Origin of the sequence: Streptococcus sp. S784/96/1, from assembly GCF_902729355.1 — a bacterium.
Lineage (GTDB): Bacteria > Bacillota > Bacilli > Lactobacillales > Streptococcaceae > Streptococcus > Streptococcus caledonicus.
Genome location: NZ_CACVCC010000034.1, coordinates 1 through 22,642, shown reverse-complemented (window position 1 = coordinate 22,642; position 22,642 = coordinate 1). Strand labels below are relative to the sequence as shown.

Annotated in this window: 17 protein-coding genes and 4 pseudogenes; 11 read left to right on the top strand and 10 right to left on the bottom strand. The window is 38.9% G+C overall.

The genetic code is table 11. The annotated features are described in order from the left end of the window. A partial coding sequence (locus tag GZ996_RS12290) for an IS3 family transposase (protein ID WP_162011886.1) occupies window positions 1–86 on the top strand: 86 nt, incomplete at its 5' end. A gap of 42 nt (window positions 87–128) precedes the next feature. On the opposite strand, the gene GZ996_RS09950 is transcribed toward GZ996_RS12290, so the two are convergent. Together GZ996_RS09950 and GZ996_RS09945 are read right to left on the bottom strand one after the other, a co-directional pair. Then, window positions 129–389 carry a hypothetical protein gene (locus GZ996_RS09950; protein WP_162011978.1) on the bottom strand — a complete coding sequence of 87 codons (261 nt, stop codon included), beginning with the start codon at window positions 387–389 and terminating at the stop codon, window positions 129–131. Window positions 390–397: 8 nt separating this feature from the next. Next, window positions 398–1,393, bottom strand: coding sequence for a LacI family DNA-binding transcriptional regulator (locus GZ996_RS09945; RefSeq protein ID WP_162011977.1), 996 nt, complete (start codon window positions 1,391–1,393; stop codon window positions 398–400). A gap of 224 nt (window positions 1,394–1,617) precedes the next feature. On the opposite strand from GZ996_RS09945, the gene GZ996_RS09940 reads away from it, so the two are divergent. Next, on the top strand, window positions 1,618–2,592 hold the full coding sequence (locus GZ996_RS09940) for a dihydrodipicolinate synthase family protein (RefSeq protein WP_162011976.1): 975 nt from the start codon (window positions 1,618–1,620) through the stop codon (window positions 2,590–2,592). Between the two features lie 23 nt (window positions 2,593–2,615). Then, complete coding sequence (locus GZ996_RS09935) at window positions 2,616–3,866, top strand: Nramp family divalent metal transporter (protein WP_156805994.1); 1,251 nt, start codon at window positions 2,616–2,618, stop codon at window positions 3,864–3,866. Window positions 3,867–4,098: 232 nt separating this feature from the next. Here the strand turns inward: GZ996_RS09935 and treC are convergent, their stop codons facing one another. After that, a complete protein-coding gene (gene treC, locus GZ996_RS09930) occupies window positions 4,099–5,721 on the bottom strand; it encodes an alpha,alpha-phosphotrehalase (RefSeq protein ID WP_162011975.1) in 1,623 nt (540 codons plus the stop codon). A 96-nt stretch (window positions 5,722–5,817) separates the two neighbouring features. After that, window positions 5,818–7,317 (bottom strand): annotated as a pseudogene (treP, locus tag GZ996_RS09925) (PTS system trehalose-specific EIIBC component); the annotation flags it as partial. 167 nt (window positions 7,318–7,484) lie between these two features. Between treP and treR the strand changes: the two are divergent. Then, on the top strand, window positions 7,485–8,195 hold the full coding sequence (gene treR, locus GZ996_RS09920) for a trehalose operon repressor (protein ID WP_161979067.1): 711 nt from the start codon (window positions 7,485–7,487) through the stop codon (window positions 8,193–8,195). Between the two features lie 233 nt (window positions 8,196–8,428). Here treR and GZ996_RS09915 read toward each other — a convergent pair whose 3' ends face one another. The 3 genes from GZ996_RS09915 to GZ996_RS09905 all read right to left on the bottom strand — a co-directional run bounded on the left by GZ996_RS09915 (window position 8,429) and on the right by GZ996_RS09905 (window position 11,505). Continuing rightward, window positions 8,429–8,758: a hypothetical protein gene (locus tag GZ996_RS09915; RefSeq protein ID WP_156805991.1), complete on the bottom strand. Its 330-nt coding sequence runs from the start codon at window positions 8,756–8,758 to the stop codon at window positions 8,429–8,431. A 78-nt stretch (window positions 8,759–8,836) separates the two neighbouring features. Continuing rightward, window positions 8,837–9,280 (bottom strand): D-aminoacyl-tRNA deacylase, encoded by a 444-nt coding sequence (dtd, locus tag GZ996_RS09910; RefSeq protein ID WP_161979069.1) that lies wholly within the window; start codon window positions 9,278–9,280, stop codon window positions 8,837–8,839. Between the two features lie 8 nt (window positions 9,281–9,288). Beyond that, entirely contained in the window at window positions 9,289–11,505 is a 2,217-nt protein-coding gene (locus tag GZ996_RS09905; RefSeq protein ID WP_156805989.1) for a RelA/SpoT family protein, read from the bottom strand. 544 nt (window positions 11,506–12,049) lie between these two features. Between GZ996_RS09905 and GZ996_RS09900 the strand changes: the two are divergent. The 6 genes and pseudogenes from GZ996_RS09900 (at window position 12,050) to GZ996_RS09875 (ending at window position 18,245) form a co-directional block, all read left to right on the top strand. After that, a pseudogene (locus tag GZ996_RS09900) lies at window positions 12,050–14,402 on the top strand (bifunctional 2',3'-cyclic-nucleotide 2'-phosphodiesterase/3'-nucleotidase). Between the two features lie 196 nt (window positions 14,403–14,598). Next, a complete protein-coding gene (gene rsgA, locus GZ996_RS09895; RefSeq protein ID WP_162011974.1) occupies window positions 14,599–15,468 on the top strand; it encodes a ribosome small subunit-dependent GTPase A in 870 nt (289 codons plus the stop codon). Between the two features lie 213 nt (window positions 15,469–15,681). Then, window positions 15,682–16,143 (top strand): class Ib ribonucleoside-diphosphate reductase assembly flavoprotein NrdI, encoded by a 462-nt coding sequence (gene nrdI, locus GZ996_RS09890; protein WP_162011973.1) that lies wholly within the window; start codon window positions 15,682–15,684, stop codon window positions 16,141–16,143. Between the two features lie 135 nt (window positions 16,144–16,278). Continuing rightward, entirely contained in the window at window positions 16,279–16,479 is a 201-nt protein-coding gene (locus GZ996_RS09885) for a hypothetical protein (protein ID WP_162011972.1), read from the top strand. Window positions 16,480–16,716: 237 nt separating this feature from the next. After that, on the top strand, window positions 16,717–17,754 hold the full coding sequence (locus GZ996_RS09880) for a M42 family metallopeptidase (RefSeq protein WP_156805984.1): 1,038 nt from the start codon (window positions 16,717–16,719) through the stop codon (window positions 17,752–17,754). Then, window positions 17,751–18,245: an AAA family ATPase gene (locus GZ996_RS09875; protein ID WP_162011971.1), complete on the top strand. Its 495-nt coding sequence runs from the start codon at window positions 17,751–17,753 to the stop codon at window positions 18,243–18,245. The genes GZ996_RS09880 and GZ996_RS09875 overlap by 4 nt, the downstream gene beginning before the upstream one ends. Window positions 18,246–18,287: 42 nt before the next feature. On the opposite strand, the gene GZ996_RS09870 is transcribed toward GZ996_RS09875, so the two are convergent. From GZ996_RS09870 to GZ996_RS09860, 3 genes and pseudogenes are all read right to left on the bottom strand, one after another. Next, window positions 18,288–19,619, bottom strand: coding sequence for a uracil-xanthine permease family protein (locus GZ996_RS09870; RefSeq protein ID WP_161979852.1), 1,332 nt, complete (start codon window positions 19,617–19,619; stop codon window positions 18,288–18,290). Between the two features lie 265 nt (window positions 19,620–19,884). Beyond that, entirely contained in the window at window positions 19,885–21,006 is a 1,122-nt protein-coding gene (locus tag GZ996_RS09865) for an ISAs1 family transposase (RefSeq protein ID WP_162011970.1), read from the bottom strand. A 176-nt stretch (window positions 21,007–21,182) separates the two neighbouring features. Then, window positions 21,183–22,182: pseudogene (locus GZ996_RS09860) on the bottom strand (IS30 family transposase). Between the two features lie 203 nt (window positions 22,183–22,385). Between GZ996_RS09860 and GZ996_RS09855 the strand changes: the two are divergent. After that, window positions 22,386–22,505, top strand: a pseudogene (locus tag GZ996_RS09855) (helix-turn-helix domain-containing protein); the annotation flags it as partial. Window positions 22,506–22,642 lie beyond the last annotated feature (137 nt).

Genomic DNA, 22,642 nt, shown 5'->3' with positions numbered 1-22,642 from the left:
TGGACTGGTATAACTATGATAGACCACAAGAAATATTAAAAGGTATGACCCCTATGGAATTCAGGGAGTCATACCTTACTAACTAATGTTCTTTTTTACACTGTCTATTTTAGACGGGGCTTGACAAGTCAACCTTCTTTTCTCTCAAAACATTCAATACTTAAACCATCTGGAAATTGTAGCCAATACCCTGACTGTTCCATTTTCCCATTTAGTTGACTACTATCAACAACTTCGTTAATTTGAATACCTTGTTTAAACCAAATCTTTCTCTTACCTTCAATATTTACTGACTTTTCTTTCTCCATTTCAAATAAGTTGCTAAAAACCTCAACATACCAGTCATACTTCTTTGTTGCAATAGCAACATGATGTAAACGATTCATCATAAAATCCCTCATGTACTTTCTCTCTCTACCAATATTGAATTATAAATGAGATGCTTTGCTCCAACAGGATAATTATGAGGATTTTGAATCTCCTCTATAAGTAATTGCGCTGCTTTTGCACCTATTTCTTTTGCGGGAATCTCCATGGCTGTCATAGAAGTTTCAAGCATTGCCCCTACTTCTTGTCCAGTCAAACTCATCAATTTGATATCTTCTGGGACTCGTTTACCCGCCTCTTTCAACGCCCTCAACGCTCCTATTCCTTGCGTATCAACAGCAGCAACAATCGCATCCAACTCTGGATTTTGTTGCAACAAAGCCTTAGTGCAATCATATCCATAAGCCATTGTATTAACAGGTTGATCAAACCCTGCCGTTGTTTCTTTAAGATTTCTAGACTTCAACTCCTTTTTATATCCTTTGTATCGTTCTGCATATGGAGCTAAACTCATACTTCCGTTTATTAGACCAATATGAGAACAACCTTTATTGGCAAAATAAGCAACCGCTTCTTGGGTACTTGTTTCATAATCAACGGTAACACTACTGATCTCAGCATCTACTTTGCGTATAACCTGCATCACTGGTAAACCACTTGCTTGAATATCTCTAACCAATTTTTTGTTATGCCCAGTCGCCGCAATAATAACACCATCAACAAAGCCATTTCTCAATCGGTTTAAACATTCTTTTTCTAAACTTGCAGAATCTTCCGTATGACACAATAAAGTAGCAAACCCTTCTTTTGTTGCTATTTCTTCAATTCCTTGGGTAACTTCTGCAAAAATTGTCATATGCAGGTGAGGTACCAAAACACCTATCGTATTTCTTTTCCCTTGACGCAGACCTTTAGCTAATATATTGGGTTGATAACTTAACTCCTTAACCGCTTCCAATATTCTTGCTTTCGTTTCTGGATGTACATAGGCAGAATTATTTAATGCTCTTGAAACCGTACTAACATCAACACATGCTAATTTAGCAACATCTTTTAATGTAGCCATTTCCTCATCACCTTCTACAATCGTTTGTTTATCTACATTGATTATATATTTTTAAAAAAATAATTTCAATAATTATTTCATCACAAAGAGTTGAAATCGTTGAATTTATACAATTTTTTGCAGAAAACAAAAACCTATTGACAGCGTTTTCTAAAAAGAATATACTCATTTTGGTAAACAAACGTTTGTACAAAATTTAAAATTATTATAAAAGAGTCACTATCATGGCTAAAGTAAAAAATTTCAAAACAATCTTCCCTGCTGTTTCTGTTCCACTCAACGATGATTACTCTATCAACGAACCAGAATTCCGTGCTTACCTTCGCTGGATTAAAACATTTTACGGAAAAGGAATGGACGGTTTAGTATGTAATGGTCATACCGGTGAAATCACTGGTCTAACACGCGCAGAACGTAAACGTATCGTTGAAATTTGTGCTGAAGAATGTGGCGATGTTATGACAATCATTTCTGGTGTAAACTGTGAAAACACAGCTGAATCTATCGAAATGGCTAAAGAAGCTAAAGAAGCTGGTGCAGATGGTATTCTTCTTATGCCTCCTCATATGTGGCTTCGCTTCGGTATGCACGCTGATGCTCCATTTGAATATGTTAAAGATGTAGCTGAAGGTGCTGATATTGATATCATCATTCACCTCTATCCTGCTACAAGTAAGGCATTCTATCCAGTTGAAACTTTGATTAAAATGTGTCAAGAAATCGATCACGTCAAATGTATCAAGATGGGTACTCGTGTGACTTCTATTTATGAACATGATGTCCGTCTTCTTCGTCAAGAATGCCCTGACATCTCACTCATTACCTGTCATGATGAAACATTATGTGTAAGTTGGTTCCCTGGTATGGACGGAGCTCTTATTGGCTTTGCAGGATGTGTTCCAGAAATCATCTGCCCATCACGTGAAGTTTTTGCAAACCCTGATAAACACACTTTGAAAGAAGCTCAAGACTGGTCAGATCGTATTTACCACATTTCTCAAGCAATCTATGGCGGAGGCCAACCTTCTGGTGAAGCTCACGCTCGTTTGAAAGAAGCTTTGGTACAACGTGGTATCTTTAGTTCTGGACTAATGAGAAAACCTGTTCTTCCTTTGAACCAAGAAGAAAAAGACTGGATTAAACTTGGATTAGAGCGTAGTAATTTACCAGAAGTTGATATGTCTCAATTTACAAATTAGTTATCACGAAATGAGGTGGTCTTATGTCACAGGATACTCCTTTCGACATCAAATCAGTTAAAAAACTCTCTTTTCGTGACATTTTAAAACGTATTGGACCAGGAATTATTCTTACAGGGGTTGTTATCGGCCCTGGTAATATAACAACATCAGCTATGCTAGGTGCTAGTTATGGATATCAACTCTTATGGCTCATCATTCCTATTATTTTCATGGGAACAACATTTATGTTGACCTCTTACCGAATTTCTATGTTAACCGGTCGTCCAATTTTACACGCCATTAGACATTACTATGGTGGTTTTGCTTCAACATTTGTTGGTATCGCTCTTTTCCTATCTTGTTTGTTCTTCACTTTAGGTAACATTAGCGGTACTGGAGCCGGTATGACTCTCATGTTTGGCATAGATTGGAAACTTGGAGCACTTATTATGTTAGCAGTACTCCTTTACTGTTACTTCAGCAAAGGAGTATATTCAAAAGTTGAAAAAGGAATTTTACTCTGTATTTTAGGAATGATTCTTGCGTTTTACGCTACTTTATTCGCCACAGGAGGTCCTAATTGGGTAGAAATGGGCAAAGGATTGACAACTTGGAGCCTACCTAAAGGGAGCCTTACTACAGCTCTTGCTTATATTTCCACCAATGCAGCCGTTACAGCTGGAATTTACGGAACCTATCTTGGTGCTGAAAAGAAATGGAAAAAAGAGGATCTTTTTAATGGAGCTATGTTCTGGGACGCCATTGCCCATGTAGTAACTGTTGTCTTGATATCTGGAGCTATTATTTTAGTGGGTGCAATTGTACTTAATCCTCAACATATTGCAATCAAGGCACCTGCTCAATTAGCAGACTTACTTGTTCCATTCCTCGGAAATTTTGCTAAATTTGTCATGGGGATAGCACTTCTCGGAGCCGGATTTTCCTCACTTTTAGGCAATACTCAACGTGGTATGGTTTTACTAAGCGCAGGTTTAAATAAAGATGTTTCTTTAGAATGTAAAATTATTCGTTGGGGATGTTTTATTTGCTTAGCCTTTGCATGCGCTATTTGCTTTACTTATAATGGTTCTCCTACCGAACTTATCTTTTTAGCAAATGTAGCAACCGCAATTGCTACACCAGTTGCAGGATTGTTTGTCACTTTAATGATTTGGCGTAAAGATGTGCACACAGGTTTTAAAGCACCTCGTTTATTGCAAATTTCTATGACTATTAGTTATTTCTTTGTCTTAGTCATTACCGCTTCAGCCTTAATGAAATTATTTGGATAATATTCTTCGAATTTAACCATCTTTTATTGCTATTAGCTAAGTTTCTAAATTTTTGTTTAAAATCACTTAATCATTTTGGTTTGAAGTCTAAAAATGGATTAAAAATGACTAACTTAGCTATTATTCAAATAAACTAGACGATGGATAGTTTCTATAAAAATATAAAACAAAAACAGTACATTATTGTATTTAACGAAACAATAATGTACTGTTTTTCATTTATTGCTATCTATCACCCCACCAAAACAGCCACTGTTTGGTAAGCTTTAAGTGTGATTTTTTCTCCAACTTTAACATCGTCATAGTTGCTGATTAAGACGTTACCTGATTGATACACTTCTGGTAAATCTAAAGTCACTTCATCAGCGTAGAAATTGTTTAATACCAACAACTTCTGTCCATCCAATTCACGCTCAAAGGCGTAGACTTGCTGGTGGTCTTGATAAGCTGCTTTGTAGTCACCTTCAGCAATAATTGATAACTGCTTACGTAATTGAATGAGTTTCTGATAGAATGGGAAAATTTTTCCATTTCTTTCAGCTTCTACATTGATTTGAGGATATGATTTACCTGCTTTGAGCCATGGTGTCCCAGTCGTAAATCCTGCATTAGCTGTGGCGTCCCATTGCATCGGTGTCCGAGAATTATCACGCGATTTTACAGTAATAACTTTAAAAGCTTCGTCTGGGCTTTTTCCTTCATCAAGCATGATTTGATAAGCATTGAGGCTTTCCACATCAACATAATCCGCCATGCTTTCAAAATCAGGATCTAACATTCCAATTTCTTCTCCCATGTAGATGTAGGGTGTTCCTCGAGACAGATGAATGCTAGCAGCTAGCATCGTCGCTCCTTCTTCACGGAAGTTTTTAACATTGACAAAGCGATTAAGAGCACGCGGTTGGTCGTGATTGTTATAAAATAAGGCATTCCAACCGTTTCCTTGACTCATTCCTTCTCCCCATGTATGGAAAAGGCTGCGCAATTCTTCGAAATCAAAGGCTTTGATAGTCCATTTTTGACCATTTTCATAATCTACTTTAAGATGGTGGAAATTAAAGGCCATTGACAATTCTTCACGCTCTGGTGCAGTATAGAGAATACAATTTTCAACTGTTGTTGCTGACATTTCTCCTACAGTCATAAAGCTTGGATCCTGTCCAAAGCTGGCTTGATTGAGCATGTGTAAGTAGTTATGGTTGATTGGACGGTCTGTATAGGCTGGTTTACCATCATTAATTGGACAGTCTTCCAATACTTCATCTTTACCAATCAAGTTAATCACATCAAAACGGAATCCTTTAACTCCTTTTGCCTTCCAAAAGTTAACGACTTTAAAAAGTTCTTCACGAACAGCTGGATTGCGCCAGTTAAGATCCGCCTGAGTCACATCGAAAAGATGCAAGTAATATTTTCCTGTATCGCCAAATGGTGCCCATGCATTACCACCAAATTTTGATAGCCAGTCTGTTGGTTCATCACGTAGAATAAAGAAATCTTGATAGTACTTATCTCCACCTAGAGCCTTTTGAAACCACTCATGCTCTGTTGAACAGTGGTTCAACACCATATCTAACATAAAGTCAATACCATATTCTTTACCAACAGCTATCATTTCTTCAAAATCTGCCATAGTACCAAAATCTGGATTAACAGCTGTATAATCTGAAACATCATATCCGTTATCACGTTGTGGGCTAGGATAAAAAGGATTGAGCCAGATCATGTCAATGCCAAGTTCAGCAAGATAGGGTATTTTTTCAATAATACCGCGTAAATCACCAACACCATTTCCAGTTGTGTCTTTATAAGATTTTGGATAGATTTGATAAACCACTTTTGTCTTATCAATCATTCTTTAGAGACCTTCCTTTTCTTTTCAAATAATATAGAGAAAAAGAGCTTGATAACCCAAGCCCCCTTTCCATTTTAATCTATTATAACATTATGCTTTTGCTTCGTCTTCTGTTTTAGTAAGAATACCCGCTTTACGGAAGAAGAAAGTCAAGATAAATGGTACCACGATCGCTACTGCCATACATAGGAAGAATGGAGCCATGTATTTCACATTAATTGCCATGAATCCTGGAAGACCACCGACACCAATTGAGTTAGCTTGAACATTAAATGTTGTTGACACGAGGCCTGCAATACCTGAACCAACCATACCTGCGACGAATGGGTAAACATATTTTACGTTAACCCCAAAGAGGGCTGGTTCTGTAACACCAAGATATGCTGAAATTGCTGCTGGAAGTGAAATTTGTGCTTCTTTCTCACTGTGACGATTCATGAAATAGTAAGCAAGAACTGCTGAACCTTGAGCAATATTTGACAAAGCAATCATTGGCCATAGACCAGTTGTATGTGTTGCAGTATCTGCAATCAATTGCGTATCAATCGCATTGGTCATGTGGTGAAGGCCAGTGATAACAAATGGCGCATAAAGTGCTCCAAAGATAGCACCGAAGAGCCATTTAAGTGGTCCAGTCAATCCGGCAAGAACGACTGTTGACAGAAGTTGACCTAACCACCAACCGAATGGACCAAGGACAGTGTGAGCAAGGATAAGAGCTGGCAGAAGTGACAAGAATGGTACAAAAATCATTGATACCACTTCTGGGATATATTTACGCCAGAAAATTTCAAGATATGAGAGTGACAAGCCTGCAAGAAGAGCTGGAATAACTTGCGCTTGGTAACCGATACGGTTTACAGTAGCAAAACCAAAGTCCCAAACCCAGTTTTTAGCGATTTCTTCGGCAGATGTTCCAGCTACAGCATAAGCATTAAGAAGCTGTGGAGACACCAAACAGATACCTAAAACGATACCAAGAATTTGTGATGTTCCCATTTTACGAGTAACTGACCAAGTAATACCAACTGGCAAGAAATGGAAAATAGCTTCACCTGGCAACCACAAAAAGTGGTTAACCCCATTCCAGAAAGTGGAAACGTTTGTAATGGTATTCCAAACAGGCTCACCTTGCGCATCAAAAACTGGTTTGCCATCTGCCATAGCTTGGCCTAGAAATTCAAAACCAACACCTTCCAAAATATTACGGAAACCTAGAATCAAACCTCCGACGATGATAGCTGGCAAGATTGGAGTAAAGATTTCAGCCAACATGGTCATGACACGTTGGACTGGATTCTGGTTGCTCTTAGCAGCTGATTTAGCAGCCTCTTTAGACACGCCTTCGATACCAGATACGGCTGTGAAGTCATTGTAGAAGATTGGCACATCGTTACCAATAATGACTTGGAACTGACCTGCATTGGTGAAAGTACCCTTAACTGGCGCTAAATTTTCAATAGCTTTTGTATCAGCTTTTGACTCATCATTTAGCACAAAACGCATACGTGTCGCACAGTGAGTTACTGCTTTGACATTTTCTTTACCACCAACAAGCTTCAAGAGCTCTTTGGCATCTTTTTCAAATTTTCCCATTTCAATTCTCCTCAGGGATTTATTATTTTTTACAAGTCTAATTGTATCCGATACTAAATTTGTATGCAACTTGTTTGGGTCTAAAGTTGTAATTTTTCTTAAAAAACAACAACTTGTATGGTAAAATATAGACATCCAATCCCAAAAGGAGTTAAAAATCGTTTCAAATGAAAAAATATGAACGTATTTATAAAGAATTAGAACAGGATATTTTATCAGGGCATTACCCTGTAGGACATTACTTGCCAACTGAGATGGAGCTTTGTGAACAATTTACGGCCAGCCGAGACACCGTTCGAAAAGCACTCAGCCTTTTGACAAAGGAAGGTCTGATTAGCAAATCTCAAGGTCGTGGATCACAAGTCAAAAAACAAGAATTAATTAATTTCCCAGTTTCTGAACTTTCCAGCTATCAAGAATTAGTAGCCCTTCACGGCATGAATTCCAAAACTAACGTCATCAGCCTTAACAATCTCATCGTTGATAAAGACTTACGCAAGCTAACAGGTTTTCCAATCGGTGCCCATATTTTTCGTATTACGCGCCAACGGGTCGTCGATAGCATCGCCTCCGTCCTTGATATTGACTATCTCCTCAAACCTATCGTCCCTTCTATTTCACGGGAAATAGCAGAGCAGTCTATCTATGCCTATCTTGAAAAAGAGCTTAATCTTGCTATTTCTTATGCTCAAAAACAAATCACCATTGACAACGCACGTGATCAGGACAAAATTCTATTAGATTTGGGTAGCGATAAACACGTGGTCTGTATACGCTCTAAAGTCTACTTAGCCGATAACCGCCAGTTCCAATTCACCGAAAGCCGACACAAACTCGAAAAATTCCAATTTATTGATTTTGCAAGAAGAAAATTATAAATATTCACCCCTTAAATAGACAAAAGCGCCCACACCAGGGCGCCTTTATTATTTTTTCTTAAGCCTATCATTCCAAAAATAATGAGTTTGATTAGCTGAAAAGATAAAGAGTAAAAGTCCTAATAAAATCGCTAAAATGACTAAAATCAACTGTAACATATCACTCTCCTCCTAAATATCAATCCCCTTTTGACGACAATATTCTCAATTCTTTTGAAAACTCCTTAGCTCTGCTATTTTACCATATATAAGAAGACTAAAAAGACGATATTAATAAGCATTCTAATAACATGATGTTTAACATTTGGACGCTGGTGCATTGCAATGCCGTTATTGAGTGCAATAGCAGAAATCCCAAACAGTCCTCCAGCAACACCATAAATTCCCGCTGGCTGATGTTGACCTAGATAGATGTAAGTAAAGGCAATCGTCACAACTACTGCAAATACAGTCATCAGCATATTTCGCTTAGTAATAATCTTACCTACAAAATGCCCGCTAACTGCCATCAGAGTTACCAAAGTTAGGTAAACTCCCAAAATCACCAATACAAATACTCTCATATTCTCTCCTTTTCATTATAAAAAATTATACCTTTATGACGGAAAATTTGTTATTTTTGAGGAAAATAGCAGACGCTACTACGGTTGCTTAGTATCAAGAATGATAGTCACAGGACCATCATTGATAAGAGCAACTTGCATATCTGCACCAAATCGTCCTCTGGCAACAGGTACCGCTTGGCCCAAAGCATCATTAAACGCTTCATAAAATTGACTCGCCATATCTGGTTTAGCCGCCTCTGTAAAGGCTGGACGGTTCCCCTTTTTAGTATCCGCAAAAAGCGTAAACTGTGAAATCGACAAAATCGAACCACCAATATCTTGAATGGATAAGTTCATCTTACCATTTTCATCTGAAAAAATACGGATGTTAAGAATTTTACGAACGGCATAATCCAAGTCAGACTGACCATCTTCCGGACCAATACCAACTAACAATAGGAGCCCCTGTCCAATCTCTCCAACAATTTCTTCCTCAATAGAGACAGAAGCCTGAGAAACCCGTTGAATAATAATTTTCATTCTATCTCCTATCCATTTGTCCTTCTAACGCTGTAAACATCAGGAACAACCTTGATTTTATCAACAACCGTCGTCAAGGTTGCTAAATTCGGAATGCTAAAGGATACGTGAATATTCGCAAACTTCATATCCTTGGTTGGTTGTGCATTGACCGTTGAGATATTTTTTGTCTGGTTAGATAGGATAGTCAACACATCATTTAATAAACCAGAACGGTTCAAACCATAAATATCAATTTCAGCTAAATACTCTTTTCCTGTATTACCATCCCATTCAACATCAATCAAACGCTGTTGATAGCCGTCTTGACTCTTGATATTATTACAATCAGAACGGTGAATCGCTACCCCACGTCCCTTGGTAATATACCCCTCAATCGTATCTCCCGGAACAGGGTTACAGCATTTAGCAATACGCATCAGAAGGCCAGAAGCCCCTTGAATAATGACCCCATTTTCACTTTTTACCTTAAGAACATCGCGATTGCTACGATTAACCTCTCCACCATTTAGTAATTCATCTGCCTCTGCTTTAGCTTTGGCACGCTCTTCCTCACGGCGCTCTTTTTCCGTTAATTTATTGAAAACACTAAGAGCAGAAATTTCACCAAAACCAATCGCTGCATACATCGCCTCTTCACTACGTGCACTCACGCGCGGTAAAATGACCTCTATATGTTTTTTATCTAGGTATTTATTGGCAACAAGACCATTTTCTTGGAAGACATCAATGAGAAGCTCACGGCCTTTATTAACTGACAGTTCTTTATCTTGATTTTTGAAAAATTGACGAATCTTACTTCTTGCCTTAGTCGTTTTAACAATCTTAATCCAGTCACGACTCGGGCCAAACGAATTAGGATTGGTTACAATTTCAACCACATCACCTGTTTTTAATTTAGCTGTCAAAGGTACCATGCGACCATTGACCTTGGCTCCTGTAGCTTTTTCACCGACTTGCGTGTGGATGGCATAGGCAAAATCGATTGGCCCAGAATCTTTTGGCAATTCCTGAACAGCTCCATTTGGTGTAAAAACATAGATTCTCTCTGAGAAGATATCTTCCTTAACAGAGTCTACGAAAGCTTTGGCAGAACCATTTGATGAATCTTGAAGTTCAACCAAATCCTTAATCCAATTCATCCCAATCGCTGATTCCTTGCTATCAACCTTACTGGTTTGCCCTTTTTTATAGGCCCAGTGAGCCGCAACCCCGTACTCTGCAACTTCATGCATGTCCTTGGTACGGATTTGAATTTCAATTGGACCTCTTGGTCCGTAGACTGTTGTATGAATGGATTGATAACCATTTGCTTTGGGTGCTGCGATATAATCTTTGAAACGCCCAGGCATCGGACGCCACAACTCATGGATATAGCCTACCATCGCATAAACATCACTCGGTGTCTCCATAATACAACGAATAGCAATCAAATCATAAATCTGGTCAAAGCGTTTTTTCTTATCACGCATCTTACGATAGATAGAATATAAATGTTTCGGGCGTCCGTAAACATCACCGTACAGACCTTGTTCATGAGTATATGTGGTGATTTTACCAACAATTTCATCAACTAAGGCCTCACGCTCACGTCTCTTCTCATTCATCATGTGAGAGATCTTGTAAAATTCATTCTCCTCAAGATAACGAAATGACAAATCTTCTAATTCCCACTTAATACGACTAATTCCCAAACGATGAGCAAGCGGAGCATAAATCTCCATGGTTTCACGCGAAATGCGTTCCTGCTTGTCCTTTCGAAGATGTTTTAGGGTACGCATGTTGTGGAGACGGTCTGCTAACTTGACCAAAATCACACGAATATCTTTAGACATGGCCATGAGCATCTTGCGATGATTTTCAGCAAGTTGTTCTTCATGAGATTTGTATTCAACTTTACCTAGCTTCGTTACCCCATCAACAATGTCTCGCACCGCTTTTCCAAAAGCATCCTCAATATCGTCTAAGGTTACCTCTGTATCTTCAACAACGTCATGAAGAAAGCCACAAGCCACTGTTACAGCATCCAAATGAAGATTAGCTAAAATGCCTGCTACTTGAATAGGGTGAATAATGTAAGGTTCACCCGATTTTCTCACCTGATAAAAATGTGCTTGAGTTGCATATTCTAAAGCATTTTGAACAAAGGCCACATCTTCTTCAGATAAGTATTCAGCTACGAGAGCAACTACTTCTTCCCCTGTTAAATTGACTTCTTTCGGCATAATCGCTCCCTTTCACTTTCTATTTTTTATATTAACTCTGAACTAGCCTTTAAATCTGACTTTTTTGAATTTTATTTTATCTATTTTAACACTTTTTTGTTAAAAATAATAGCTGGCAACAACTGCATTTTTTCACAAACATTTCAAATTAAAAGAAGAAATAAAAAGGATTTTTATAGCCTTGATTTGTCACATTATTTTCTTTTTCAACGCTAGTGCTCAACACTTCAAATAGTGACTTTCCCCTGTCTCCTCCCACTAGCAAACTATTATTCTAGCCCCCTTTACACTCAATAAATTAAAAAATAGCTGTAAAAACCGAAAATTTAAATATAAAAACTAGATATTTCAATTAAAAATTAGTTATTCTATCCTGAAAAAAGATAACATCTTCCATATATACCGAATATTAAACGTTTTAGTCCTGAATAATATACGGTTATTTTTTAAAAAAACCAGTTAAAAAAACGCTTACAGATTGTATAGTGGATAAGCACCAAAATTTCTAAAAAAATTTTAAACTATCAAACGGAGATGTTTTATTATGTCACAACACTATTTTTCAAAAATGCTCTTGCCCTCTCTTTAATAGTAGCCGGTCTAGCCAGCGCTAGCCTTGCTCAAGCAGATGAAAATACAACTGGACTTACTTCAGTAACAGCACCTACACTTGAAGCACCCTCAACGACAGAAGAGGTTACTGAAGGTCTTGCTCCTATCGAAAATACCACTGAGAATGTTACTGATAAGACACCTATAGCGACTTCTCTAGAAAATCCACCTACTCCAAACACAACTCTCGTAACGCCCGTTGAAGGGCAAACTGTTGATATTCGTATCGCTTCGACAACTGACCTTCATACAAATCTTGTCAACTATGATTATTATCAAGATAAAGAAGCTCAGAATATAGGTTTAGCTAAAACAGCCGTTCTTTTTAAAAAAGCAAAAGCAGAAAATCCAAACGTTGTCATTGTTGATAATGGCGATCTCATCCAAGGAACTCCTCTCGGTACTTATAAGGCTATCATAGATAAAGTTGAACCAGGTGAGCAGCACCCAATGTACGCTGCACTTGAAGCACTTGGCTTTGATGCTAGCACACTTGGTAACCACGAATTCAACTACGGTTTAGATTACTTCAAAACAGTTCTTGATACCGCTGATATTCCTGTCCTCAATGCCAATGTACGTGATGCTAAAACAAATGCACTAGCCTTCAATCCTTATGTGATTTTACCAAAAAACTTTAAAGACACCACTGGCAAAAATGTTACTGTCAACATTGGTATTACAGGTATTGTACCGCCACAAATTATGAACTGGGATAAGGCAAATCTTGAAGGTAAGGTTGTTGTTCAAGATGCTGTCGAAGCTATTACTGAGATTATCCCTACCATGAAAAATGCTGGCGCGGATCTCATCCTTGTCCTTTCTCACTCTGGTATCGGTGATGGTAACTATGAAAAAGGTGAAGAAAACGTTGGTTACCAAATCGCAAGTATCTCAGGTGTTGATGCTGTGGTAACAGGACACTCTCACGCTGAATTTCCATCTGGTAAAGGAACTGGATTTTACGAAAAATACGCTGGTGTTGATGGAGTACGCGGTTTAATTAACAGAACCCCTGTTACCATGGCAGGAAAATACGGTGATCATTTAGGAATCATTGACCTCAATATCACTTATACAAATGGCAGATGGACTGTTAACAAAGATAAAAGTCAAAGCTCAATCCGTAAAATTAATACAAAATCATCTGAAGCTGATCAAACTATCCTTGACATTGCAAAAGAAGCTCACAATGGTACCATCGAATACGTTCGGAAACAAGTTGGCACAACAACCGCACCTATTACTAGCTACTTTGCATTAGTCAAAGACAATTCATCTGTTCAAATCGTGAATAATGCACAACTTTGGTACGCTAAAAAAGAACTAGCTGGTACACCGTACGCTAATCTCCCTCTTCTATCAGCTGCAGCTCCATTTAAAGCTGAAACACGGAATGATCCAACAGCCTATACAGATATCCCTGCTGGTCCAATCGCTATCAAAAACGTTGCCGACCTTTACCTCTATGATAATGTTGCTGCTATCCTCAAAATCACTGGCACTGATTTAAAAGAATAGCTAGAAATGTCAGCAGGACAATTCAACACCATCGATCCAAATAAAAAAGAACCGCAAAATCTCGTCAACACAGACTACCGTACCTACAATTTCGATGTGATTGATGGTGTCACTTACGAATACGATGTGACTCAACCAAGCAAATATGATCGTAATGGTAATCTTGTCAATGCAGATGCAAGTCGCGTTCGGAACCTCAAATATAACGGTGTAGCAGTTGCTGACAATCAAGAATTTATGGTAGTCACAAACAACTATCGTGCAAGTTGAACTTCCCCAGGTGTCAAAAATGCAAGTGTAAACTACCTACTCAACTTAGAAAATCGCCAAGCTATTATCGACTATATTGTTTCTGAAAAGACAATCAACCCATCCGCCGATAGCAACTGGTATTTTACAGATAGCATTGCTAATTTAGACTTACGTTTTCTAAGTGCTGAGAAAGCTAAAGACTTAATTGGAATGCCAACGATATCTCATATATTGGAGCTTCCAGTGTTGGAGGCTTTGGTGACTTCAAATTCACTTACATCAAACCAGCCACTACTGTTCCAACTATTAATACTGTCGTTAAACCAACGCTTTCAGAAAAAGAACGTCAAGACATCCATCAGCTTGTAGCTCACTCTTATCAAGCACAACAAGCAAAAGCATCCTCAACCATGTTACCAAAAACAGGAGAAGCTGATTCAGTTGCCATAACCTTCTTTGGATTTAGACTGCTAGCAAGCCTTGCAGAACTTATCCGTCGGAAAGGGCATTAATTTTTCCAACGAACTGCTAAATAAGCGGTTCGTTTTTGGTATAATAACATTATGAAAGGAGAGTGATACCTATGAAACAATATAATGGACATCTGATTAAGCGAGGTCTATTAGTCTAAAATAGGAAAACGGGCTACTAGCTCCTAATCAGATAAACTTCCCATTCTTCCCAACCTAGTTTTCCAGAAGGAAACTTATGACTTTATTTCGCATCATCTCAGAGACTCGTATCTCTTATCTTTTGAAAAATGCTGACGCAGAACTGACTGTTTTAAAAAAACTATGCAATGTTCCTCTTTATGTTGGCGACATTGTTAAGTATAAACAAAATCACCTAACACTTCAGACACGAAAAAATCTAGTCACAAAATCGAGCAATAGAACCATTAAAGATGATCACCAAATCAAAAAAGAGCAGGTACTTGCTAGCAATGTTGACCAAATACTCATTTTAATTGCTCTAGATCAAAATTTCTCTTTAGCTAAACTAGAACGTTTTTATTTAGTTTTTTCTCAAGAAAACATTGCTTTAAACATTATACTCACTAAAAAAGATTTGGTTCCTACCTATCAATCCATCCTTGACCAAATCAACCAACTGTACCCACAAATCAATGTGTCAGCAATCAGCACGCAAGATACTAATTCTATTATTCAAGTTAAAAAACATCTTCAACCACATCACACAGTCTTACTTCTAGGGGCTTCTGGCGCCGGAAAATCAACCCTAATTAATCACCTACTAGGGAAAAAAACTGTTAAAACTAACCAGACACGTTCAGATGGAAAAGGTCGTCATACCACAACTAGTAGTCTCTTGTTAGATTGTTCCGAATTGAAAATACAACTGATTGATACTCCTGGTTTTAAGGGAATTGATAAGGTAAAAGAATTGGATTTATCACTTCTATTTAAACAGATTCTAGATACTGCCAAGCTCTGCCATTTCTCCAACTGTCAACACATTAGCGAACCAAAGTGTGCTGTAAAACACTCTCTTGAGCGAGGGGAACTCTCAGAAAAACTTTGGGAACGATACTGCTACTACCACGCTAACATCATGTAGTATGATCACAAACAGTTGAGAGACCTCTCAGCTGTTTTACTCATGCTAGTCCCATTACAACCCTTACGCCTCAAATTTCTGATTTTTGACATCATCAGAAGTTATTAACACTTCAGCATTGTCACGACTTTAATCTCAGATAATTCCGATTTTACCATGACCAAGCTTTTTAAAAGTGCTATAATGAAACTAGCATTTTTTGAAAGGAGTACTATGACCGACTTAACTTTAGTCTATATTAGTCTTAGCGGTAATACGCAGAGCTTCGTGAAACGACTCTCTGACTATCTCGCAATAACTCACAACCTCACAACACGTCAAATCAATATCAAGGAACTCAATCACGAGACCTTCCCTGTCACAGAACCCTTCATTGCACTTCTTCCGACCTATCTTGAAGGAGGGAACGGTGTTGATCATGGTGATATTGAAATCCTTACCAGCCCACTTGGTGACTTTATTGCTGCCCATGATAATGCTAAAAACTGCATGGGCATTATTGGATCAGGCAATAAAAATTTCAACCACCAATACATCCTTACTGCCAAACAATACAGCAAACGTTTCGGATTTCCCCTCCTTGGCGATTTTGAACTTCGTGGGACCAGTGCCGATATTGAACGCCTAGCAACTGTTATTTTAGAAAGACAAGTGCAATGGATTACCAACCACTAAGCTCTCTGTCACTAGAATGATATCGCCAATTTTTCCAACAACATTGGGAAGCCTACCGTAGCTATCAGAGGAAAATCCATCAATCTACTCGACTGTCAAGGAATGGTCGCCATAGAGCAAAATAGGATTTATGGCATGGTTACTTGGAAAATCAATGAACAACACTTTGAAATCCTATCCTCAGATAGCCTTCTTCCACAACAAAGAATCTATAGTCAATTACTAACATTAGCAGATCAAGGAGCAAACAAACTGGGCTTTTCTCATTGCCAGCTGATAACGACCAATGACAATCTCTTAGCCTTGGGATTTTATCAAAAAGAGGCTATCAACTAACCCGATTATTTCCAAATGCCATGGTTAAAGCAAGAGACCTATAACCAAGTATTCCTCTCGCTTTTGAGAACGGCTTGCCTATTAGAGATGAGCTTGAATTGGCCAAAAAGATTGTCTGGTATATAGAATCGGGAATCGTTAAGTCGCTTTGATGCTCTCACTTTATCAGCAACTCTTCGCCTTGTTCTATTTCCTGCTCAGTTTACTATATTATCACTACTTTTGAAGGAGATTTTTATGCAAACAACCATCAATTACATCATAAACCTCTGTAATATCCCGTCACCAACAGGTTTCACAACCACTATTATGGACTACGTTCAAGCGGAACTTGAAGGATTTGGTTATACCCCTGTCCGTACTGCCAAAGGTGGCCTTATGGTATCTGTTAAAGGAACTGATGACAGCAAACACCGCGTCGTAACCGCACACCTTGACACTCTTGGTGCTATGGTTCGTGCCATCAAGCCAGACGGTCGTCTCAAAATGGATTTAGTAGGTGGCTTTGTTTATAACGCTATCGAAGGCGAAAACTGTACTGTTCACGTTGCCAAAAACAGCAAAGAAATCTCTGGTACTATCCTCATGCACCAAACCTCTGTTCATGTTTATCGTGATGCTGGAACTGCTGAGCGTAATCAAACCAATATGGAAATTCGTTTGGATGAAAAAGTCACAACAGCTGAGGAAACACGTGCGCTAGGTATCGAAGTCGGTGACTTCATTTCCTTTGACCCTCGCGTTGTTGTTACAGAATCAGGCTTTATCAAGTCTCGCCACCTCGACGACAAAGTCAGCGCAGCCATTCTCATCAAACTCCTCAAAACCTACAAAGAGAATGCTGTCGTGTTGCCACATACCACCCATTTCTATTTCTCAGCCTTTGAAGAAGTTGGACACGGTGCAAACTCTAGCCTACCAGCTGAAACAGTCGAATACCTTGCCGTTGACATGGGAGCCATGGGTGATGACCAGGCAACCGATGAATACACTGTCTCCATCTGCGTCAAAGATGGTTCAGGGCCTTACCACTACGAGTTGCGCCAACACATGGTAGCTCTAGCTGAAAAGAATAATATCCCTTATAAACTCGACATCTATCCTTATTACGGTAGTGACGCCTCTGCAGCTATGCGAGCTGGCGCAGAAGTTAAGCACGCTCTACTCGGAGCAGGTATTGAGTCTAGCCATTCCTACGAACGTACGCACACTGATTCTGTTGAGGCAACCGAACGTTTAGTTGATGCCTATCTCAAGTCAGAAGTTATCAAATGAAACAGCTCATCCTCATTCGTGGTAATTCTGGGTCCGGTAAATCCACTCTAGCGCTCCAACTTCAACAAAAACTCGGTCAAAAGACCATTCTTCTTCCTCAAGACACCCTACGTCGCCTCATTCTAAACGCCAAAGATGGTTATGAGACACCGACCATACCTCTCTACCTCACTCTCCTCGAACATGCCTACCAGCATCATGACATCGTCATTATTGAAGGTATTCTCCATAGAGACTGGTATGTCCCTCTTTGGGATAAAATAGCCGAGCTTTACGGAGACAATGCTTATGCTTATTATTATGATTTACCCTTTCAAGAAACCATCCGACGCCATCAAACCAGAGACAAGGTTAACGACTTTTCAGTATCAGATATGAAGCGATGGTGGCTCGAAAAAGATTACTTGGAGCGCTTCTCAGAAACTTATTTCACCTCTGAACACACCTTAGATGAAGCAATGGCTATTATCTTAAATGACATCAAAAAATAACCAAAAAGCAAACTCAACCATAACAGTGAGTTTGCTTTTTATCTATTTTGCAACTGATTCTTTCGGCAAAATCAAGTTAAGAAGAATCCCAACAATAGCTGAAAGAGCAGTTCCAGACAACGTAATAGCTCCTAAATCAAGCACTGCCCCACCAAGACCGAGCACTAACATTGAGCTAGCAATGATCAAATTACGAACCTGACCAAAATCTACCTGACGCTCAATCAATACTTTCAATCCGTTTGACGCAATAACCCCATACAGCAAAATTGACATCCCTCCTAAAACAGCATTCGGAATCGTTGAAATCAAAGCTGTAAATTTTCCAAAGAATGAAAAGGCAATGGCAATAAAAGCAGCGTTACGAATAACTGAGACAGAAGCAACACGTGTCATCCCAATCACCCCAGTATTTTCACCATAGGTTGTATTAGCTGGGCCACCAATAAAAGCTGAGAAGGCTGTCGCTACACCATCACCAATTAACGTACGTTGTAACCCTGGCTCCTTCAAAAATTGTCGCCCTGTAATCTGGCCTAAAACCGTGTGATCTCCAATATGCTCTGCTATTGTTACCACAGCAATTGGCAAAATAGCAATCATCTCAGGTCCAAAATAAAAGTCATAAGATTTAAAGCCAGACGCTTTAAACGGAAGATAGAATTGCGGAGCCTCGAACCAAGCAGCTTTTAAGACAGGGGTAAAATCTACAAGTCCTAAAAGAATTGATAAGGTATACCCACCAATAATTGCAAATAAGAATGGAATGATTTTAACAAATCCCTTACCATTAGTATTGATAAAAGCAGCAATCAAGAAAGTTACAATAGCCACTAAAATATTACGCCAATCAGCATCCGCAACAAAGCCAGCCGAAGTGACCGCAGAATTAGCCAAACCAAGACCAATGACAATAATCATAGGACCAATAACGATTGGCGGCAGAACCTTGTCAATCCACTTAGTCCCCAAAACACTAATCAGACCAGCGATTACAACATAAATCAAACCAACAAAGAAGACACCTGTTTGAGCCGCCGAAACATTTCCACCCATAGCTTCATTAGCCGTCGCCATAGCTGTAATATAAGCAAAAGATGACCCCAGATAAACCGGTACCTTAGCCTTCGTAGCTACCTGATAAATCAAAGTTCCAATACCAGATGCAAAAAGTGCTACTGACACAGGCATTCCCAAAATAAGCGGCACCAAAATCGTAGCCCCAAACATCGCAAAAACGTGCTGGAAAGAAAGCAACAATCCTTGAGCAAACTCTGGCTTTTCCTCAACATCTAAAATCAAATCAACCTTTGAAACATCAAGATCTAACGCTGTATGATTCTCATGTTCTCTAACATGCACTTTTAATTCCATGATTCCTCCATCTAGGCACACAAAAAGAGCCCAGTCTTATAATTAGTAGTCATAGGCTCTTCGTTTTTCCTGAAATGTCTTTCTCACCTCACGGGATGAGTTTAAAAACCTACGCTTTTGATATTCTATCACAAATAACTTCAAAATGCTAGATAATTAACCAATATTTCACGCCAAACGCATGAAAAACTTCTTCTAGTCTTTTTGTACTTTGGAGCAATTTTTGAAAGGTGTATAACTCCTTATATCCATTAGTCGACCTCTACTATCCAAATAACTGTGGTAAATAATTGTCCAAATGGACAGAAATATAGCCTTGTTTTCTACGATAACTGAGATCCTTTTTAGGAAATTGAATGACTTTTAAGAAATAAAGACATAGTTTACGGATGGCATTCAGATTGAAGGCAGCCCGTTTATCCAAGGTTTGGTTATGGTCTTCTCGATAAACAACATCTAATAACCAGTGCATGCTTTCTACCGACCAATGTCCTCTAACACAACGAGCAAATGTTTCAATATCCTTTTTGAAACTAATGATAAAGTAGCGGACTTCCGCTGTCAGAACACCATCCTTATCAATAGTATTCTTAGTCATTCCAATGCCACGTAGTTTCTGCCATTTAGTATGCCTTTCTGATAACCAGTTGACATCGTACGAAACCCAATAATCTCGGGTTTCAATCTGGCTACGGGCTTTTTCCACCGTTTGGTAATGTTGCCCCTTCTTAACCAGTTTTTCAAGCAATTTGGCATCATTAAAATAAAGGGAAATATCCTCAAATAGTGTGGTTTGGTTCCCTTTGACTGCTAGGCAGTAATCGCCCTTGCCTTTGATAATCTCATCCACAATATCCGTCTGTGTTCCCATGGCATCAATCGTGATAATCCCTTTTCGAAGGTCAATCATTCTTAGAAGACGTGTAATAGCTGTAATTTCATTACTCTTTTCGTCAACAACAACTTGACCTATACTCAGGTGATTTACCCCATCATAAGCCGTCACGATATGATTAGGTCGCTGGTCTTTATTGCCGTTGCCCCGCATAGTCTTGCCATCAATGGCAATTAGGCGCTCAACAGATACACAATCTGAAGATTGTTCAAACTCAACTTTTAGCTCGCTCAAAAATTGAGGATTGACCATACTAACAACGCGTTCTAGAGTATCGTGAGAAGGACATCCAGCACTTAAATCAACATATTCTCCTAAAAGCTTTTCATTCATTTCAATAAAATCTTCCATTTCCTTCCAGGTTTCAATGCCAGCTAACTGGCAAACGAAGACCAGAAAGAGAATGGTAGATAGGGGATAGCGAATTTTCCAAGGCTGACGTCCGTCTAATTCATCACTGTGCGCATCAATAGAAACAATAAAATCAATCATAGTAGTTACCTCTATCTCTAGTTTACTACTTTGATTGATTTTGTCATTATGATTATCCCTTTCTGAAAACTATATTTTCTTCATGAGTTTGACTTGCCAATATTTTTACGAGAGGTAATTTCCGTGCATTGTCAAGTCAAGTGCCACAAGTTCGTGGGTAGACTAGTATTCCATTTTTAGGTTGTTTGGGCTATCCCAAACAGAAAATTTGCAGTTTTATAGTGGTGAAGTCGTCTAGGTCTATTAGTGATAGCAGAGACATAACGATTAAGTTCTTCTGTTGTCAGTGGGTTTAGAGAGATACCTTTTGGGAGAAACTCTCTCAAAAGACCGTTGAAGTTTTCATTAGTCCCTCTTTCATGCGAAGAATAAGGATGGGCAAAGTATATATTAACTCCATGTAAGTCTGACAAATTACTAAACTCTGAACCATTGTCCGACGTGATCGAAAGAATAGGATACTCTAAAAGAAGTTCCTTAACTGTAGCGTTAATCGTTTCTGCTTGCTTATTCGGCAATTTACAAGCAAGGGCAAACCGAGTTTGGCGTTCTACCAAGGTCATAACAACAGCTTCACCCTTGGTTTTCTTACCGAGTACAAGGTCAATCTCCCAGTGGCCAAACGTAGAACGGTCGTTAATTGACTCAGGACGTTCTTCTATGGAATTACCTAGGACTTTCTTTGCGACCTTAGATGTGACTTTAGACCGTTTTCGGATGCTCACCATCTTAGGTAAATCAATTGGTTTAATCGTCAACAGGCCATCTTTGATGTAACGGTACACTGTTTTGGTTGACGGAATGACTTCAAACGGATGTTCCTCTTTGTAGGTTTGGACAAAGGTATCGATACTGTGGCAGCGAGGTTGGGATTTCAAAGTCTTTTCCAACTTCTCAAAGAAGGCTCCTAGTTTGCAATAAGTACTATTTTGTCGATTGGTCTCATGACACGTTGACCACTGTCTGGAAAGTAGACATTTGAGTATAAGAGTTTTCCATTCTTATCTTGAACTTGAGTGACGCTGCCACGCGACTGATCGTCGAGCGATGAGGACCTAGAAGGCGAGCAATCTCAGCGGTTTTCTTACCCATCTTGAGATAGGCACTAATTTCTCCTCGTTCAGAGGCTGAGAGGTGTGAATAAGATCGATTTTTGGTAGAATGATTAGTGGACATGTTCATCTGCTTTCTATACTGAGTTGGGGGAACTCTAGTATATCAGACTAACATGTCTTTTCTGTTGCACTTCATTTTACAACGCAGAGAGGGTAATTTCCCAAAGTAAGTTCCACTTTAGCTTTCGAAGTGTTCTTAGTCTAAAATGGATTTTTATGGTAGAATTAAGTCTGAGACGTTTGCGTTAGAAATGAGTCCTTATTATTACAAAACACAGACACCTTACCCTCTCAGACCGCAATGATATCCAACTTAGCTTAGAACGCGGTGAAACATTCAAAGCTATTGGTAAAGTCATCCTAAGATCTCATGTTACTGTTTCCTAGAAGCACCCCACCGATAATCGCTCCCCCATCCAAGTCTCCCTAACTTAGCTTTAACCTTTCTCTGAAAAGCACGTCTCCCCTTAAAACATTCCCCACTCATTAAATACCTTAAATACTCTTTCTCCTCATCTGAT